Origin of the sequence: Geobacillus stearothermophilus ATCC 12980 (genome assembly GCF_030369615.1) — a bacterium.
Lineage (GTDB): Bacteria > Bacillota > Bacilli > Bacillales > Anoxybacillaceae > Geobacillus > Geobacillus stearothermophilus.
Map to the genome: position 1 here is coordinate 2,235,827 of NZ_CP128494.1, position 17,807 is coordinate 2,253,633.

Sequence of the window (17,807 nt, forward strand, 5' to 3'; positions counted from 1 at the left end):
TTAATACACTCCAACCGCATTGAACGCCTGTTTCACCGAGTTGACTTCTTGGCTTGTCGACCCGTACAAATCAGCGGCCGCTTGCACGCAGGCGGCACGCAGCTGGCTGAAGTTCGACGTCGGCGTCAAATAGTAGACAAGCGCCCGGTAGAAAATTTTCCCCATTTTGTCGCGGCCGATGCCGGTGACGCTCACGCCATAATGGACGCCGCCTTGGCTGAGCAAGTACGCCGCTTTATTGATGATGCCGCTGTTTGTATGGACGCCGCCGTTGTCTTGCGTGCCGGTGTACCGTTTGGAATAATGATCCGGATCGCCGTATTTCGCCGGGTCGGACATCGAGCGGAGCGCATCGCCGGCGACCCCAGGCGTGTAAATGTCTTCGCCAATCTCCCAGTCCGGGTTGCGGTTGGCGTAGAACTCCACGAGCGTGCCGAAAATATCGGACATCGCTTCATTGATGGCGCCAGATTCGTTTTGGTAAACAAGCCCGGCCGTATAATCCGTCACCGCATGGGTCAACTCATGCCCCACGACGTCAATGCCGCCGGAAAACGGCAAAAACGTCTGTCCGTCGCCATCGCCGTACACCATTTGCGAACCGTTCCAAAACGCGTTGTTGTAGCCGCGGCCATAATGGACGGTCGAACGGATGGCGGCGTTGCTGCCGTCATAGCTCAGCCGGCCGTGCACATTTTTGTAGTAATCATACACGACGCCGGCGTAATAATGGGCGTCCACGGCCGCCGCGTCATAGCTGGCGGAAAATTGGTTGTCGCCATCGGTCCACAAGCTGCCGGGCAAAACGGTGCGGTTTCGTCCGTCATACGTAAAAATGCCGCTGCCGCGCGTATTGTCTTGCAAATAGTAGTAGCCGTAATACGAGGAATACGTCGTATTGATATATTTCTGATCCCCCAACACACCCCGGCCCACGCCGACCGTCGACGCGCCGGCGACCGGCTGCCCGCCGCCGGGCTTGGCGGTGTCGATTTGGTTGAACTTATTCAAAATGGCCCCATCGGTTGCATCAATGATATACACCCAGTTGCCGGGAACCGGGGTTAAAAAGCGGACGTTCACTTCATAAGCGAGGCGGGCCGTGCCATCAGTCGGGTAAATGACGAGCCGCGTCCGCTCGCCGTTTTCGGTTGTCGGCCGCTCCTTCGTCACTGTCTCCGTTACGTCTTGCTCGGCAATAGCTTCCGCCTGTTGGACGGTGACCGTTTTCGCCTTTTTCAACCGCGGCTGGCCGTCTAAATTGGGAATTAAAGACCCCGACAGCGCGATCAGCTCGCCATCTTTCACATGGGCAGCCAGCATGGTGCCGTAAACCGGTATACCGTGATGCCGCTGTTCAAACCGCATCACGGTATGGCCAAGTTCGTCAGTCTGTTTGCCGATCAGCGCCAAACGGTCGCGGGCGCGTCCGCCGAGGCGGAATGTGCCGTTTTCCCGATCGACGTATTGATAAACGAGCTCTTCCAGCGCTTGTTCCCCTCCGTTTAGCAACGAACCGGACACGAATGACGGCGTCTTCCATTGTTCGTTCCAGACGATCGATTCCCCCTTCGCCGAAGCGCCGATCGGCGCCGCCAGCAGGCCGAACGCCAGCCCGATCGCCCCGAGCATCGCCCGTTTGTTCATTCTCCTCTTCCCCTTTCTTGAATATGTATTTGATGATTCCTCACATTCTGAATTTTACCAAAATAGTCATCCTTATTGTATTGGGAAAATGAACGGCAATGACACGCCCTCCGTGCACGGCCGGACTTTCGTTTTTCCTCCCCTGGTTCTTTTCGGCTATATCCCGAGAACGAAAGGAGGCTCACTTCGTCCATAGCGCAATGCTTCCTGATCCACAGCAAGGCGTGACGCCACCCGGGGAAGGGGGCCTCCTCCGCTCATAAAAAACATCTATGTGCAAGCCTTGCTCCCCACCCAGGCATGAAAATGACTGATCAAGGCGGCGCATTTTCAAAGAAAAAAGGGGCCCTTTAGGGGCGCCACTGTTTACGGTTTTGCTTTAGTTTCGCGGCCTATCGCACGCCCGGTTACCGGGCGATCACGGTCGGCGGCGGATGTTCGTCTTTCGCTGCTTCTTTCACGCCGGTTCCGCCGGCGAAGGCGGAAGCAAGACCAAGGGCAGCGAGTGCGATGATCAGGATGATTCGCTTTTTCAACCGCTTCACCTCCTTTCCCGTTTCCGCAAAAGCTCGCAACTGAGCCGATAATAATGGGCCGCTTGTTTGTACTGGCGCAAGCGCGCGTAGTAATCGGCCAAATATTCGGCATAGCAGGCGGCGTCTTCGTATTCTTTCCGCCTTTGAAAATACGGAATGGCTTCGTGCTTGAGCAGCCGCTCGAACGCTTCCCCCTCGCCCGACAACAGCAGCCGGTAAATGGAAAAATGCAAATAATACTCATAATGCTCGGACGCGCCGTTAGGGGCTTGTTCGAGCTGTTTCCACCCTTCCTCGACAGCCATCGACGCTTTGCGATAATGCTTGGCATCGCAATGCACGCGCACGAGCGACAAAAGCGTGATGAGCCGAGCATCCAGCGGGGCGTCCTCTTTATAGATCAAACTGTTCTCGTAATGTTGCACCGCCTCGCGGTATTGACGTTTCATTCCTTTCAAGTGGCCGAGATTGTGTTCCACAATCCCCAGAAGCCGTCGATCATCCACCATCCTCGCCGCCTTTTGGGCCAGCAGACAATGGTCGACCGCTTTGTCGATCTCCCCGCAGCGCCGGTAGCAAATCGCGAGCAAAATATGGCATTCAGCGCTGCGGCGCAAATCGTACTCCGCCTGACTGAGCGCCAAGGCCTGCTCGGCATAGCGGAGGCACGAAAACACGTTCCACGTCCGGCTGTATGAAAGCGCCAACAAATAATCCAAATCCGCCTTCTCCCAGCCCGGCCGGCGTTCCTCCCCCGACAACCGTTCTGCCTTTTGGTAGCATTGCAAAGCATCGTCGTATTTTTCTTGACAATAATAGAGAAGCCCCAAAAACTTCCAATAGTAGTAGCGCATCGCATCATCGAGCGCCTCATACCACTCCTGTACGCTCCGCGCCGCCGCCTCAGCCCCTTTGACATCGCGAAGCAGCAGCAAATACCGGACGTACATCAATTGGAAGTAAATCGCCGCTTCGATATCGTTGCTCTCCTGGCACAGCTGCCTCACCGTTTCATGCTTCTCGCGGGCGGCTTGCACCTCTCTGGCCACCATCGTTTTGTACCAGTCCATCACCGATTCACGCCATGAAGCGGCCGTTTTGCCTTCACCTTGACAGATGCCGAGCCGGCGGAACAGCAGGTCAAGCACGTCTTTGCTCGGCGTGGCTTGATTGTTTTCAATTTTCGACAAATACGAGACCGAAATGATACCGTCCGCCGCCTCCTCTTGAGTCAACCCCTTCATCAAGCGGGCCAATTTCACATAATCGCCCAGTTTCAACCACCATCGATCCCTTCATTTTTCTTTTACTGAAAATTATAATGTTTTTTCTGTCTGCTTCCATCGCCCTTCGGCACTAAAAAACAAAACAGGCGCCCCAAACGATTGGGACACCTGTCGAACAAAACGTGCAGGCCGCCTTCGGCTGCCGGCTGCATGTCGGCCGAAACTGTGATGTCTCGTTAACATGGAAACCTTCTTCACGAAAGCCCGCATCGCCATTCGCACGGACGCCCGGCCGCGGTCAGGCGGAAACGGCAGGCGCGACGAGGCATCATCGTTTCGGCACCGTTTCCCCTTCCCACTCAAGCATGCCGCCTGTCATGTTGCAAACACGGTAGCCGCGCTCTTGTAAATAGCGGCAGACGTTTTCGCTACGCCGCCCGGAGCGGCAGACGAAAATATATTCTTCATTGCGGTCGAATTCCTCAAGCCGATCGGGGATGTCGCCCATTTTGATATGCTTGGCGCCCGGAATCATGCCGAGGGCGACTTCCTCGTCTTCGCGCACATCGACAATGTTCAGCTTTTCACCGCGTTCGAGTTTTTCCTTCACCTCAGCCGGGGTAATTTCTTTGATCTCTTCCATGGCGGACCGACTCCTTTCTTTGATCGTTTCAGCAAACGGTTCTTGCTTTTGGCCGCTTCGACAAACGGCGGCGAGAAAGCGCAGTTTCCCCGCCCGCTGCCTAAAAGCACATCGGCGATGGACGCCCGCTTCCGCGCCAAGCGGAGGGACAAAGCCGGCCCAGACGGCGCGGGCGCCGTTGCGGTTGCTTCGCAGGAAACGGCACGCGCCACCGCCTGTGCGGATCGAACAGCCAACGATCAGTTGGCGACGATATTGACGAGCTTGCCCGGGACGGCGATCACTTTGCGCACCGTTTTGCCCTCGAGCTGCTCTTTAATTTTTTCGTCGGCCAGCGCCCGCTCCTCGAGCGCTTCTTTTGGCAAGTCGGCTGGCACGTGCAGGCGCGACCGCACTTTGCCGTTGATTTGCACGACGATTTCGACGACGTCGTCGACGAGCTTCGTTTCATCATACGCCGGCCACGGTTCGTAGGCGATCGTGTCCGTATGGCCGAGCTTTTGCCACAACTCTTCGCCGATGTGCGGACAAACCGGTGACAAGAGCTTGACGAAGCCTTCCATGTATTCTTTTTTCATTTGCTCCGCTTTGTACGCTTCGTTGATAAACACCATCAGCTGCGAAATGGCAGTGTTAAAGCGCAAGCCTTCATAGTCTTCCGTCACTTTTTTCACCGTTTGATGATAGACGCGCTCGAGCGTATCGTTCGCCGGTTCGTCGACAATGTTCGGGTTCAGTTCGCCATTCTCGGTGACAAAGAGTCTCCAGACGCGGTCGAGGAAGCGCCGCGCCCCGTCAAGCCCTTTCGTCGACCAGGCGATCGACGCTTCAAGCGGCCCCATGAACATTTCATACAGCCGCAGCGTGTCAGCGCCATGGCTTTCGACGATATCGTCCGGGTTGACGACGTTACCCTTGGATTTGCTCATTTTTTCGTTGTTTTCGCCCAAAATCATCCCTTGGTTGAACAGCTTTTGAAACGGCTCTTTCGTCGGCACGACGCCAAGGTCGTAGAGAAACTTATGCCAAAAGCGGGCGTACAGCAAATGCAAGACCGCGTGCTCCGCCCCGCCGATGTAGACGTCGACCGGCAGCCATTTTTTTCAATTTCTCCGGATCGGCGAGCTGCTTGTCGTTGTGGGGGTCGATGTAGCGCAAGTAATACCAGCAGCTGCCCGCCCATTGCGGCATCGTGTTCGTTTCGCGCCGCCCTTTTTTCCCGGTTTTCGGGTCGACAACATTGACCCATTCTTCGATGTTGGCCAGCGGCGACTCTCCCGTTCCCGACGGACGGATTTCATCCGTTTTCGGCAACACAAGCGGCAATTCCTCTTCCGGCACCGGCGTCATCGTGCCGTCTTCCCAATGGATGATCGGAATCGGCTCGCCCCAGTAGCGCTGGCGGCTGAACAGCCAGTCGCGCAGCCGGTACGACACTTTTTTCCGCCCTTTGCCATGCTCCTCAAGCCAGGCGATCATTTTGTCGATCGCTTCCTGCTTATTCAAGCCGTTTAAAAACTCGGAGTTGATATGCTCACCATCTCCGGTGTACGCTTCCTTTTCGATATTCCCGCCGGCAACGACTTCTTTGATCGGCAAGTGGAATGTTTTCGCGAATTCATAGTCGCGCTCATCGTGCGCCGGCACGGCCATGATCGCTCCGGTGCCGTAGCTCATCAAGACGTAGTCGGCGATCCAAATCGGAAGCCGATCGCCGGTGACCGGGTGAATGGCGTACGCGCCGGTGAACACACCCGTTTTTTCTTTCGCCAAATCGGTGCGCTCAAGGTCGCTTTTGCTTTGAATTTCCTTTAAGTAGGCGTCAACGGCTGGCTTTTGCTCCGGCGTTGTGATTTTTTCCACGAGCGGATGCTCCGGCGCCAAGACGGTGTACGTCGCGCCAAACAGCGTATCGGGCCGCGTCGTGAAGACGGTGAACGTTTCGTCATGGCCGTCGACGGCGAACTCGATTTCCGCTCCCTCCGAACGGCCAATCCAGTTGCGCTGCATTTCCTTAATGCTTTCCGGCCAGTCGAGCTCTTCTAAGTCTTCGAGCAGCCGGTCGGCGTAGGCGGTGATTTTCAACACCCATTGCCGCATCGGCTTGCGAATGACCGGATGTCCGCCGCGCTCGCTCCGGCCGTTGATCACCTCTTCGTTCGCCAGCACGGTGCCGAGCGCCGGGCACCAGTTGACCGGCACTTCATCCATGTAGGCGAGCCCTTTTTCATACAGCTTCAAGAAAATCCATTGCGTCCATTTGTAATAATTCGGGTCGGTCGTGTTGATTTCACGGTCCCAGTCGTATGAGAACCCGAGCGATTTGATCTGCCGGCGGAAGTTGTCGATGTTTTTTTGCGTAAACTCCGCCGGGTCGTTGCCGGTGTCAAGCGCATATTGCTCGGCCGGCAGCCCAAATGCGTCCCAGCCCATCGGGTGAAGGACGTTGTACCCTTGCATCCGCTTCATGCGCGCCAAAATGTCGGTTGCCGTATACCCTTCCGGATGGCCGACGTGCAAGCCGGCGCCGGACGGATACGGGAACATGTCAAGCACATAAAACTTCGGCTTGTCGTCATCATCGGGCGTGCGGAACGTTTTGTTTTTCTCCCAATAGTCCTGCCATTTTTGTTCAATTTCGCGGTGGTTGAAGCTCATCGCAGCACTCCTCCTATCCAGTTCTACTTGCATCATAGACGAAAATATGTACAAAAAAACCCCTCATCCCGAACAAAAGGGACGAGAGGAACACTTCCCGCGGTACCACCCTTTTTTGGCGCGCCTATGGCGCACCCGCTTTGTTCCTTAACGCAGATTCACGGCCGGCGTTATCGGCCGCAGCCGTTCACGCCGGCAACTCCGAGGCGAGTTCGCGGATTGACTTCGGTTGACTCGCACCGACCGTCAACTCTCTGCCGTCCATCAAGCCCGCTACTATTCCTCTTCACCGTTGTTCGCTTTATGATGACAAATTTATTATTATTGTAAAAAATTTGTCGATCGATTGCAAGCGAAAAACTAGACGGTCACAGCCGTTTTTTCCCCCGCCTCTTCCGCCCGCTTCGGCAGCCCCCGGTCATACACGAGCGCCGCGCCGACGGCCAGCAGAGCGAAGGCGACAAGCAATCCGATGAGCGGTTTCATTCCGAACGCATCGGCGACCCACCCGCCGAGGACCGGCCCGATCATCCGTCCAGCCGTGGCCGTGCCGTTGACGATCCCTTGGTAAAACCCGGCTCTCCCCAGCGGCGCCAGCTCGTTCACCACCGCCGGAATCGCCGGCCAGACGATCATTTCGGCGATCGTGAGCACAACCATCGACGTCGCAAATTGCAAAAGTGAATCCGCGCCAAACAATATCGCAAACGAGACGGTGAAAACGGCGAACCCGATGGCGATCTGCCGCTTCATCCCCGGCATAAAGCGGCGGACCAACGGCGCCAACAGCGGCTGGCCGAGCACGATCAAGGCGCCGTTGATCGTCCAAAGCAAGCTGTAGTGATGAACCGGAATGGAAAGCTCGCGCGTATAGGCGGCGATCGTCGTCGACCATTGGACGTAACTCATCCAGCATAATCCATAGCCGGCGCAAAGAAGGACAAGGGCGCGGATGTGCGCCCGGGGCGCCCCGTCCCCCGTTCGGCGCTTCCGCTCTTTTCTCCGCAGCGGCGGAAGCGGCATGCGCCGCAGCCCAATGACGACCGTCGCCAAAAAAGCGGCATACAGCCAAACGTTCGCCCAAAACACGAGCGCAAACGAATGCGAGGCGACAACGCCGCCAAGCGCCGAGCCGGCGGCGACGCCGATGTTTTGCGCCACATACAAGGCGTTGAATGCCCGCCGTCCCCCTTCCGGCCAAACCGCCCCGACATACGCCGACGCCGCCGGAAAGACGACGCCGTTGCCGATGCCGACAAGCGCCAGCCAGACGGCATAATGCGGCCAACCATGCCAGACGCCCAAACCGACAAGCGCCGCCATCGTCAGGCACGCTCCGGACACGAGCGTGCGAAACCCGCCGATCCGGTCAAACAACATGCCGCCGAGCAAGCTGCCAATGACGCTGCCGCCGGAGTTGAGCATCAGCACCGCTCCCGCTACGACGAGCGGCTGGCCGAGCTGTTCATGCAAATAAATGGTATTTAGCGGCCATAAAAACGACGCTCCTGTGACATTGAGCGCCATGCCGACAAGCAGCCACCAAAGAGCACGGGGCATCGGTCATCATCCTTTTCGTCTGCTATTTCGACTCCCAAACTAATTGTATGTGGGAAAGCGAAAAAAAGCAATCAAAAAAAGAGGGCGGCATGGCGCCCTCACAGACAGCGGCGCGTCACCCGTTCCGCTGCTTGGAGCGGGCCGGCTGGCCACCTGTTTGTTCATACTGTTTTTTCGCCAGTTTCACCGGATCAAAGTCTTGGCCGAGTTCCAAATCGTTATTGTTGTGACCGTTGCGCGTTTTTTGCTCCGGGTTCGTTTGTTTCAGACGTCGCTTCATTCCTTGTTCCTCCTTGTGTTCGCCATCAAGCAGACAGCCGCCCTGCGGTTGCTTTCCGTTTCACCGGTCAGGCAACATCCGCTTGTTATGCACCAGGACCTTCGATAGCGGCCATCGTGCAAAGCTCTTGTTTCATCGGTCAAGCAAAATCATCTCGTTTTGCAGCTGCTCAAGCTGAAGCCGCATCCGATGCAGCTGTTCCCGCTGCTGGGCGTTGCAACTTCGCGCCAAGTGAGCCAAATCGTTAACTGTCTGCTCAAGCATTTGCTGGGCGTTTGTGTATTCCGTGATGTTGTAGTGCTCTTGCTTTTGCGCTTCCGTATATTGTTCTTTCGCAAAGCGGATGACGTCTTCGCACCGCTGCAAAAATTCTTCCACCGATTGTCTTGTCGCCATGCGCTCACCTCTTTTCATGATGTTCCCTCATCTTTACTATGCGCCGACGCTTTCATCTGTATCACGTCAATGATTGGCAACAGTCGCTTTTTGCCGCCATCCGTGGTACAATGCAAGGATGATGCCATTTCAGCACAAGGAGAGAACGGCCGTGACAAACGCAATCCCATTTCCATATGCCGCCGACGGAAAACGGTATCACACATGGAACTGCCATTTGCGGCAAACGTTCGGCCAAAACGTGTTCAAAGTCGCCCTTGACGGCAGGTTTGACTGCCCGAACCGCGACGGAACGGTGACGTATGGCGACTGCACGTTTTGCAGCGCCGCCAGATCGGGCGATTTTGGCCCGATGTGGAGCGTCAACAAATGGGAAGGGCTAAACGCCATTGACGCTGAACTCAAGCGGCGGGACAGCTTTCAAGGAAAGCGGCGCGAACAGGGGGTGGCAAACGCATGGCCATCATGAATATTTTGCCGTTTGCCCGCTTTTTGCTTGATCAAGCAGTCAACGAAGGCGACATCGCCGTCGATGCGACAGTTGGCAACGGCCATGACACCGTCTTTTTAGCCGAGCTCGTCGGGGAGCGCGGGCATGTGTTTGGTTTTGATATTCAAGCCGAAGCGATCGCGACGGCCAGAGCCCGCCTCGCCGAACACGGGCTGGACGGGCGGGTGACGCTGTTTCAGACAAGCCATAGCCTGCTGCTCGAAACGCTCCCCGACTCCGTTCACGGACGCATCGCCGGCGCCGTGTTCAACCTCGGCTATTTGCCGGGCGGCAATAAGCAAATCGCCACCCAGCCGGAATCGACGATTCAAGCGGTCGAGCAGCTTCTTTCCATCCTAAAGCCGGGCGGCATCATCGTTCTTGTCGTCTACCACGGCCATCCGGAGGGAAAGCGCGAACGCGACGCGCTCCTTGATTACGTCCGCTTTCTTGATCAACGGCGCGTCCATGCCTTGAAATACGAATTCATCAATCGGCAAAACAACCCGCCGTTTTTGATCGCACTCGAGAATCGGGCGGATGGGAGCGCCTGATTCCGTCCGATCCGCCGACGAACCACTGCTCTCGCCAGTACAAGCAAACGGCTGCCCTTACGAAAAGGACAGCCGTTTTTGTTGCTCCTGCCAAAAGCGGTACGCTTTTCCGTTCCAATAAAAAAACATCGACGCCGCCCCGCCGGCGCGGACGAGCCGGCGCGCCAGCCGGTGCAGACCGCGTTGCTTTTTCACCTTGGCATCCGACAAATACAACCCAAGAAGCCCTCGGTGAATAAGGCGGTGAAACTGGCTGTGCGGAAGGGCGCCGACATGGCGGTCGGCCTCTTCGATGAAATGGCAAAGCCGCTCAAGCATCACCGTTTCATTCGGATAGTAAAAGCAAAAATTCAAATCGCCGCCGGCTCGATCTTCCTCTTGATCGATCAAATAGTCGAGCAAAATGTGCAGCCCTTGAATGTATGGAAAATAACCGTCGCGCACTTGTCTCGCCATCTCCGGCGGCAGCGATTCGCCAAACGCATAGGCGACGAGGCAGAAAATACCGAGCGTCGAACCGGAGCAGGCGGAAAACTCATACCACTCCATCGGCGGCAAGGCGTCTTTGTATTGCGCGAACCATTTCTCCAGCCGCGGCACCCGCTCGCTCGCTTCGACATGTTTATGCACTTGCAAGTCGCAATAATATCCGGCCAATTCATGCAAAAATGGGGCGATCGTCTCATAATGGCGCACCGTCTCGAGCACCTCTTGGCACGTGCGGACAAGCGCCGGCAAATAGCCGCCGTCTTCCTGTTCGCGGCGATGTCGGTAATAGTTCGACGGCTCGGCGCCGATTGTCAACGCGTCCGGCATCGAATCGTGCAAGGCGCGAAAGTCGAGCGGATCGAGCGAGGTGCTGCGGTCGCACAAATTATCCAAATAATCGCTGATCGTCTGGTAAGCCACGATAAAGCGGATGCAATCCTCCATGTTTTCTCCGGCCAAAAGCGCCAAAATGGAGCCGCCTTCGCAATGGAACGTTTTCGACGCGATGCTCGCCAAGGCCTGGCGCCGAAGCTCCGGGTCGGGAATGCGCTCGGCCTGGCGCCGCCAATAGGCAAGCTCGCGGTGGACAAGCGGAAGCACGTCACGATACACCATTTTCATCAAGGCGATGGGGTTTTTCGGAATGTTCAATCGGTTCACCTCAGGTGCAAACACCATGGTCTCGTCTCCTAGCATTTCCATCTTATCGGCAACCAAAATTGTTTCGCGTCTGAACAGCTTGCGATCTCGTCTTCCAGTATTGCCATCAATGCGGCCGGGGCAAATCATAAAAGGGTTGGCGACGGAATGAAAAAGCCGCTCAACAACGGTTCTTCTCACGTTGAGAAGCTTTGTGAAATCGGATCTTCTTCCCCGATCCCAACCACTCATCGGGCGAAACGAAACGTTTTTCACCAATCCCGATTAGGCGCGCTCGCTTTCGTTGGCGATTTGGACGCAGCGTTGTACAATACATGGTGAACGATCGATTTTGCAACAGAAAGGAACGAACGCCCATGATTTACCCATACAAAGGCAAAACGCCGCAAATTGCCGCCTCCGCCTTTATCGCCGACTATGTGACGATCACCGGCGATGTCGTGATCGGCGAAGAGACAAGCATTTGGTTCAATACCGTCATTCGCGGCGATGTGGCACCAACGGTGATTGGCAACCGGGTCAATATTCAAGATAACTCAATTTTGCATCAAAGTCCAAACAATCCGCTTATCATTGAGGACGGGGTGACGGTCGGCCATCAAGTCATTTTGCACAGCGCCATCGTTCGCAAAAACGCGCTCATCGGCATGGGCTCAATCATTTTGGACCGCGCGGAAATCGGGGAAGGCGCGTTTATCGGCGCCGGCAGTTTAGTGCCGCCGGGCAAAAAAATTCCACCCAACACGCTCGCCCTCGGCCGACCGGCGAAAGTCGTCCGCGAACTGACGGAAGACGATATCCGCGAAATGGAGCGCATCCGCCGCGAATATGTCGAGAAAGGGCAGTATTACAAAGCGCTGCAGCAACAGCGGACATCGTGCGCCGACAAAAAAGAGCTACCGTGATCAGGCAGCTCTTTTTCTTTCATCACTTGTCCGCCAGCGCCAGCGCTTGTTCTCTCAGCGTCGTCGCTTTATCAGTGCGCTCCCACGGCAAGTCGATGTCCGTACGCCCAAAATGGCCGTAAGCAGCCGTCTGTTTGTAAATCGGGCGGCGCAGGTCAAGCATTTTGATGATGCCCGCCGGGCGGAGATCGAAGTTGCTGCGCACGACCTCAATCAAAATGTCTTCCGACACTTTGCCGGTGCCGAACGTATCAATGGAAATCGATACCGGACGGGCGACGCCGATCGCGTAGGCGAGCTGCACTTCGCATTTGTCGGCCAGTCCTGCCGCGACGATGTTTTTCGCGACATAGCGGGCCGCATACGCTGCCGAGCGGTCGACTTTCGTCGGATCTTTGCCCGAGAACGCGCCACCGCCGTGGCGGGCGTAGCCGCCGTACGTATCGACGATGATTTTGCGCCCCGTCAACCCAGCATCCCCTTGCGGACCGCCGATGACAAACCGTCCTGTCGGGTTGATGAAATAGTTCGTGTTCTCATCAAGCAGCTCCGCGGGCACGACCGGCTTGATGACCTGCTCTTTAATGTCGCGCTCGATTTGCTCTTGCGTAATTTCCGGATGGTGCTGCGCGGAAACGACGATCGTATCGACGCGCACCGGTTTGCCGTTTTCATCGTATTCGATCGTCACTTGCGTTTTCCCGTCCGGCCGCAAGTACGGCAAGACGTCCGTTTTACGCACTTCCGCCAATCGGCGCGCCAAGCGGTGCGCAAGCGAAATCGGCAGCGGCATCAATTCTTCCGTCTCATTGCAGGCGAACCCAAACATCAATCCTTGGTCGCCGGCGCCGATCGCTTCAATTTCCTCATCAGTCATCTGACCTTCGCGCGCCTCGAGCGCCCGATCCACCCCCATCGCAATGTCCGGCGATTGTTCGTCAATCGACGTCAGCACCGCGCACGTATCAGCGTCAAATCCGTATTTGGCGCGCGTGTAGCCGATCTCCCGGATCGTATCGCGGACGATGCGCGGAATGTCCACGTATGTTGATGTCGTGATTTCCCCGCTCACGAGCACCAGCCCGGTCGTGACGCTCGTTTCGCAGGCGACGCGGGCGTTTGGATCTTTTTCCAAAATCGCATCCAAAATGGCGTCAGAAATTTGGTCGCAAATTTTATCCGGATGTCCTTCCGTCACAGACTCTGAAGTAAACAAGCGGCGTTTGGCTGACATTCGGTTTGTTTCCTCCTCTTGGCATGATGTGGCGACACGGAACTCATTTCCCTTTTTCCCTTCGCAATATAAAAAACCTTTCCTGTAACGGCTGAGGAAAGGTCATGGCAATCGTATTGCTTCCTTTCACTCTTATCGTTCAAGGACTGCGCCTTGCCACAGGTTAGCACCATTTCACACATGTCCAGTTGTGACGGTTGCTGGGCTTCATCGGGCCTGTCCCTCCACCGGCTCGGGATAAGAGTATCCGTTCAATGACTTATCTTATCGCAACGGAATCGGCAAAGTCAACTATCAAAATTCATTTTTTATCATTTCCAGCCGCGAAAATTCTTTCCTCAAGGAAATCGACACATTGGGCAAAATAAAGTTTGAAAAACCCACACAATTAGTATGGACTATTAATAAAAATGTGTTATACTATTTTCAAGAGTGATTACAAAAAGAAGGCGGGTTTTGAATATGGGGATCGCAAACATGACGAATAAGCTTGATTTATTGCTACAAAAACCGTACGTACATCACCAATTGTCCGTCGCCGAGCTCGTCGAGAAAGTCCTGCAACGGAACGAAGGACGGCTGACCCACACCGGAGCCGTCGCGGTGACAACCGGCAAGTACACAGGGCGGTCGCCGAAAGACAAATACATCGTCGAAGAACCGTCAACGAAGCAAACGATCGACTGGGGCGCGGTCAACCAGCCGATGTCTCCGGAGACGTTTGATAAACTGTACGACAAAGTGCTCGATTATTTAATGAAACAAGATGAACTGTTCGTCTTTAAAGGCTTTGCCGGCGCCGATCCGAAATACCGGCTGCCGATTCAAGTCGTCAACGAATTCGCCTGGCACAACTTGTTCGTCCATCAGCTGTTCATCCGCCCGAGCGCCGAGGAGCTCGCCGCGCACGAGCCGCAATTCACCGTCATTTGCGCGCCGAACTTTAAAGCCGACCCGAAGGTGGACGGGACGCGCTCGGAAGCGTTCATCATCATCTCGTTTGAACGGCGCACCGTGTTGATCGGCGGCACCGAGTATGCCGGCGAAATGAAAAAATCGATTTTCTCGGTCATGAACTATGTGCTGCCGGAACAAGGCATCCTGCCGATGCACTGCTCGGCCAACGTCGGGCAGGAAGGCGACGTCGCCCTCTTTTTCGGCTTGTCGGGAACGGGAAAAACGACGCTCTCGACCGACCCGAACCGCCGCTTGATCGGCGATGACGAACACGGTTGGTCAAGCCGCGGCATTTTCAACATCGAAGGCGGCTGCTATGCGAAATGCATCAAGCTATCGCGCGAGAAAGAGCCGCAAATTTTTGACGCCATCGGCTTCGGCGCGGTGCTCGAAAACGTCGTTCTCGATGACGCGACGCGGGTGCCGAATTACGACGACGGCACGCTGACGGAAAACACACGCGCCGCCTACCCGCTTCAGGCGATCCAAAACATCATCGACCCGAGCGTCGCCGGCCATCCGTCCACGATCGTGTTTTTGACAGCCGATGCGTTCGGCGTCCTGCCGCCGATCAGCAAGCTGACGCGCGAACAGGCGATGTACCATTTCTTAAGCGGCTACACAAGCAAGCTCGCCGGCACCGAACGCGGCGTCACCGAACCGGAAGCAACGTTCTCAACGTGCTTCGGCGCACCGTTTTTGCCGCGCCCGGCCGTTGAGTACGCGGAAATGCTCGGGCAAAAAATCGCCGAACACAACGTCCGCGTCTTTTTGGTCAACACCGGCTGGACAGGGGGGCCGTACGGCGTCGGAAGCCGCATGAAGCTCGCCTACACCCGGGCGATGGTGCAAGCCGCCATCGAAGGGGAGCTCGACAACGTCGAAACGGTCAAAGATCCGATTTTCGGCCTCGCCATCCCGACCCGCGTCCCGGGCGTGCCGGATGACGTCCTGCAGCCGCAAAACACATGGGCCGACAAACAAGCATACGAACAAAAAGCAAAAGAGCTAGCGCAAAAATTCCGCGCCAACTTCCAAAAATTCGCCCACATCGATCCGTCCATCGAAAAACTCGGCGGACCGCTCGTTTAACAAGAACCCAGCCGGACAGGGAGCCGTTCCCTGTCCGGCTGTTTTTTCGAACGCATAAAATGATTGTCGTCGATCCCCCGGGATTTTTGCACGATTGGAGGTCGACGACAATGCGAAGGCGGGTTTACTTCTTCAGCTGTTCAATCTTTTCCGCCGGCAGCCCGGTCAGCTCGTGGATCGTGTCGACATCGTACCCTTTCGCCAACATTTTCTTCGCGATGTCGATTTTCCCTTCCTCGATCCCTTTTTGACGTCCCTGTTCAATCCCTTGCTTCATCCCTTGCTTTATTCCTTGTTTCAACCCTTGTTCAATTCCTTGTTTGACTCCTTGTTGAATGCCTTTCTCGATTCCCCGCTGTTCGTATGAGATGATGAGCTCCATCACTTGTTTCGCTTCCTTCGTCTCCATTTGGCTCACCTCGTTTCGCAGTTGGATTTCCTCCGCTTCGGACAACCACAAATATGTTTCAAAAAACCCAAACAACAGCCGCTGCTTCGCCTCATCGAGCTCGAGGCGGACTAGCATGCGCAAAAACTCCTTTTTCACTTCCACCTTCTCGCTTTCATTATACCCCATTTTGCTTAACAAGGCGGCGGCAACCGGATTGTCACGGCGGATGTACTCGCGCCACGGCAGTTTGTGCAGTTCCACCGTCAGAAAGCGGAAGTCAAGAACCATCAAAAATGGAAATTGAATCATCAATGAGGAAGGTTCGTCGTGGCGTTCGTCGTAGCTGAAGATGGCAATCGGGAGGATGCGGCGGCGGTGTTTTTGAAACAAGCGGCTGAAGTAGAGGAACATTCGCTCGGGGAACGTCCGCTGTTTATAGCTTTGATGTTCGACGTGAACGATGACGAGCCCGTCTTCCCCTTTTACCTTTGTTTCGACCAACAAGTCGACGCGGTGCTTCTCCCCGGCTGTCACGTCGGTGAACAGCTCTTCGGAGAGGAAAGAGAGATGGTGAACGTCGATGTGCTCGTACACGTCAGGAAAGAAAAGAAGCAAAAAGTCTTCGAAAAACGTCGACAGCAGCTCCTTGAACAACCGGTCGTGATCGATTCGCTGTTTGGCCACGTTTTCCCTCCTTGCGATATCAAATACATTGCATCCTATTCGCTTTCTTCCGGCCCAACTCCTGCTTTTCCCCGAACTTTTTCATCCGTTTCGCTGTTACGGCCGGAATCGGGGCAAGCGGCCTAGTTTTCCCTCGCTTCCAAAACAGGGAGCGCAAACCGTTCTTCCGTTTGCGCTCCCATTCCCCGCTTAGTCGGCCGCCCCATTCGGTGCGGCTCCGCGGTCTCCCGCATTCAATTCGTCGAATACAGGCTGACGAGCTCGTACGTCACCGTCGTCCGGTTGTCTTCCCACTCGAGCTTTTTCACGACCGCGATGCCGCTCGCTTCGCTTTGTACGGTCCGGCGCACTTCAAGCGGCACGTCGAGCGGATACAAACGGTATCCGTCTTTTTCCAGCACAAACACATTTCCTTGGACGCGCTGTTCCTTCCCTTTGGTCACAATGACCGTCTGCACTTCCATCGGCATGCCCATATGATTTCAACCTCCTTGGCTGCCCATCGATTCGTTGGCGGCCGCGCCGCCTTTCTACTCGTATCGTATCACACCGTCGGCTGTTGTTTCATCCATTGTGTAAGCCTTTGCACCGTCTTGCGGTTGGCTGGCGGCGGAAAATAGTGGGTGAACGTGGGGAAGTACCATGCGGTCACCGGTTTTCCGAGCTGCTTCAACCGCCGTTCCAGCCGCCAAGCGTGCTCAATCGATACGTTCTCATCACGTCCGCCGTGGATGATGAGCACCGGGGCCTTGAGCCGCTCCAAATGGTAGAGCGGCGTGCGGTGCCGATAGCGCTCTGGGCATTTGTTCGGCGTCCCGCCGATGACGCGCTTCATCATCCGCCGCAAGTCTGGCCTCTCTTGATACGTAAGCGCCATATCGGTCACCCCTCCCCAAACTGCGACTGAACAGACGTTTTCCGCCATAAGGGCGGCATGAAGCGCCATCGCCCCGCCGCGCGAGAAGCCGAACAGATGGACGCGCCCCGGGTGGACGAGCGGGTGGCGGCGAAGAAGCTCAAACCCGGCAAATGCGTCATAGCGATCGTCGCCGGCGAAATCTTCGTTCCCTTCCCCGCCTCCGTTGCCGCGGTAAAGCGGGGCGAAGACGGCAAATCCGCGCGACGCGAACTCGATGAGGCGCGGCACTCGCACCTGCCCGACGTTTTTGATCCCGCCACGCAAATATAAAAACCCGTCGTACACGCCGTTTCCTTTCGGCGCCGCGAAAAACCCTTTCACCTTCAGCCCTTGGGACATATAGGTGACAACGAACACCTCGATGCCCGGGTGCGGCGACGGAAACATGTATTGGTCGATGATGTCCCCGTCCATACGCCCGCCTCCTTCCTACGCGAAACTAGATGATGCGAACCACCCGTCATCATCCCCCAATGCCTTCTTTCA

The 17,807-nt window shown here is 55.9% G+C and carries 15 protein-coding genes, 2 pseudogenes, 1 riboswitch and 1 other annotated feature; of the genes and pseudogenes, 4 read left to right on the plus strand and 13 right to left on the minus strand.

The features are described 5' to 3' along the window. The 8 genes and pseudogenes from QSJ10_RS12075 to QSJ10_RS12110 all read right to left on the minus strand — a co-directional run bounded on the left by QSJ10_RS12075 (position 1) and on the right by QSJ10_RS12110 (position 8,946). Positions 1 to 1,647 (minus strand): M4 family metallopeptidase, encoded by a 1,647-nt coding sequence (locus QSJ10_RS12075; protein WP_053532817.1) that lies wholly within the window; start codon positions 1,645 to 1,647, stop codon positions 1 to 3. Between the two features lie 407 nt (positions 1,648 to 2,054). Beyond that, entirely contained in the window at positions 2,055 to 2,183 is a 129-nt protein-coding gene (locus tag QSJ10_RS12080) for a hypothetical protein (RefSeq protein WP_269057534.1), read from the minus strand. A gap of 5 nt (positions 2,184 to 2,188) precedes the next feature. Further along, positions 2,189 to 3,463 carry a helix-turn-helix domain-containing protein gene (locus QSJ10_RS12085; RefSeq protein WP_053532816.1) on the minus strand — a complete coding sequence of 425 codons (1,275 nt, stop codon included), beginning with the start codon at positions 3,461 to 3,463 and terminating at the stop codon, positions 2,189 to 2,191. 274 nt (positions 3,464 to 3,737) lie between these two features. After that, positions 3,738 to 4,052 (minus strand): rhodanese-like domain-containing protein, encoded by a 315-nt coding sequence (locus QSJ10_RS12090; RefSeq protein ID WP_050367712.1) that lies wholly within the window; start codon positions 4,050 to 4,052, stop codon positions 3,738 to 3,740. A 239-nt stretch (positions 4,053 to 4,291) separates the two neighbouring features. Next, positions 4,292 to 6,710, minus strand: a pseudogene (gene leuS / locus QSJ10_RS12095) (leucine--tRNA ligase). Between the two features lie 74 nt (positions 6,711 to 6,784). Then, positions 6,785 to 7,009 (minus strand) — a binding site (T-box leader). A 61-nt stretch (positions 7,010 to 7,070) separates the two neighbouring features. Continuing rightward, positions 7,071 to 8,270: an MDR family MFS transporter gene (locus QSJ10_RS12100; RefSeq protein WP_033014548.1), complete on the minus strand. Its 1,200-nt coding sequence runs from the start codon at positions 8,268 to 8,270 to the stop codon at positions 7,071 to 7,073. Between the two features lie 115 nt (positions 8,271 to 8,385). Continuing rightward, a complete protein-coding gene (locus QSJ10_RS12105) occupies positions 8,386 to 8,550 on the minus strand; it encodes a hypothetical protein (RefSeq protein ID WP_033009817.1) in 165 nt (54 codons plus the stop codon). Between the two features lie 132 nt (positions 8,551 to 8,682). After that, positions 8,683 to 8,946 (minus strand): YtzC family protein, encoded by a 264-nt coding sequence (locus QSJ10_RS12110; protein WP_033009819.1) that lies wholly within the window; start codon positions 8,944 to 8,946, stop codon positions 8,683 to 8,685. Between the two features lie 121 nt (positions 8,947 to 9,067). On the opposite strand from QSJ10_RS12110, the pseudogene QSJ10_RS12115 reads away from it, so the two are divergent. Together QSJ10_RS12115 and mnmM are read left to right on the plus strand one after the other, a co-directional pair. Then, a pseudogene (locus QSJ10_RS12115) lies at positions 9,068 to 9,292 on the plus strand (hypothetical protein); the annotation flags it as partial. A 110-nt stretch (positions 9,293 to 9,402) separates the two neighbouring features. Further along, positions 9,403 to 9,990, plus strand: coding sequence for a tRNA 5-(aminomethyl)-2-thiouridylate-methyltransferase MnmM (gene mnmM / locus QSJ10_RS12120; RefSeq protein ID WP_033014551.1), 588 nt, complete (start codon positions 9,403 to 9,405; stop codon positions 9,988 to 9,990). Between the two features lie 57 nt (positions 9,991 to 10,047). On the opposite strand, the gene QSJ10_RS12125 is transcribed toward mnmM, so the two are convergent. Continuing rightward, positions 10,048 to 11,157: a tetraprenyl-beta-curcumene synthase family protein gene (locus QSJ10_RS12125; protein ID WP_080706504.1), complete on the minus strand. Its 1,110-nt coding sequence runs from the start codon at positions 11,155 to 11,157 to the stop codon at positions 10,048 to 10,050. Positions 11,158 to 11,495: 338 nt separating this feature from the next. Here QSJ10_RS12125 and QSJ10_RS12130 point away from each other — a divergent pair, with 338 nt between their 5' ends. Continuing rightward, on the plus strand, positions 11,496 to 12,044 hold the full coding sequence (locus tag QSJ10_RS12130; RefSeq protein ID WP_011232320.1) for a gamma carbonic anhydrase: 549 nt from the start codon (positions 11,496 to 11,498) through the stop codon (positions 12,042 to 12,044). Between the two features lie 22 nt (positions 12,045 to 12,066). On the opposite strand, the gene metK is transcribed toward QSJ10_RS12130, so the two are convergent. Beyond that, complete coding sequence (gene metK, locus QSJ10_RS12135) at positions 12,067 to 13,278, minus strand: methionine adenosyltransferase (RefSeq protein WP_033014553.1); 1,212 nt, start codon at positions 13,276 to 13,278, stop codon at positions 12,067 to 12,069. 129 nt (positions 13,279 to 13,407) lie between these two features. Continuing rightward, positions 13,408 to 13,522: riboswitch (SAM riboswitch) on the minus strand. Positions 13,523 to 13,740: 218 nt separating this feature from the next. Between metK and pckA the strand changes: the two genes are divergently transcribed. Then, positions 13,741 to 15,327, plus strand: coding sequence for a phosphoenolpyruvate carboxykinase (ATP) (gene pckA, locus QSJ10_RS12140; RefSeq protein WP_033014556.1), 1,587 nt, complete (start codon positions 13,741 to 13,743; stop codon positions 15,325 to 15,327). 124 nt (positions 15,328 to 15,451) lie between these two features. Here the strand turns inward: pckA and QSJ10_RS12145 are convergent, their stop codons facing one another. The 3 genes from QSJ10_RS12145 to QSJ10_RS12155 all read right to left on the minus strand — a co-directional run bounded on the left by QSJ10_RS12145 (position 15,452) and on the right by QSJ10_RS12155 (position 17,735). After that, complete coding sequence (locus tag QSJ10_RS12145; protein ID WP_033014557.1) at positions 15,452 to 16,402, minus strand: Rpn/YhgA-type helix-turn-helix domain-containing protein; 951 nt, start codon at positions 16,400 to 16,402, stop codon at positions 15,452 to 15,454. Positions 16,403 to 16,635: 233 nt separating this feature from the next. After that, positions 16,636 to 16,878 carry a DUF2584 domain-containing protein gene (locus QSJ10_RS12150; RefSeq protein ID WP_033009830.1) on the minus strand — a complete coding sequence of 81 codons (243 nt, stop codon included), beginning with the start codon at positions 16,876 to 16,878 and terminating at the stop codon, positions 16,636 to 16,638. Positions 16,879 to 16,946: 68 nt separating this feature from the next. Further along, the gene (locus tag QSJ10_RS12155) at positions 16,947 to 17,735 is read right to left on the minus strand and encodes an alpha/beta hydrolase family protein (protein WP_033014559.1); all 789 of its coding nucleotides are present in this window, start codon (positions 17,733 to 17,735) and stop codon (positions 16,947 to 16,949) included. Positions 17,736 to 17,807: the final 72 nt, after the last annotated feature.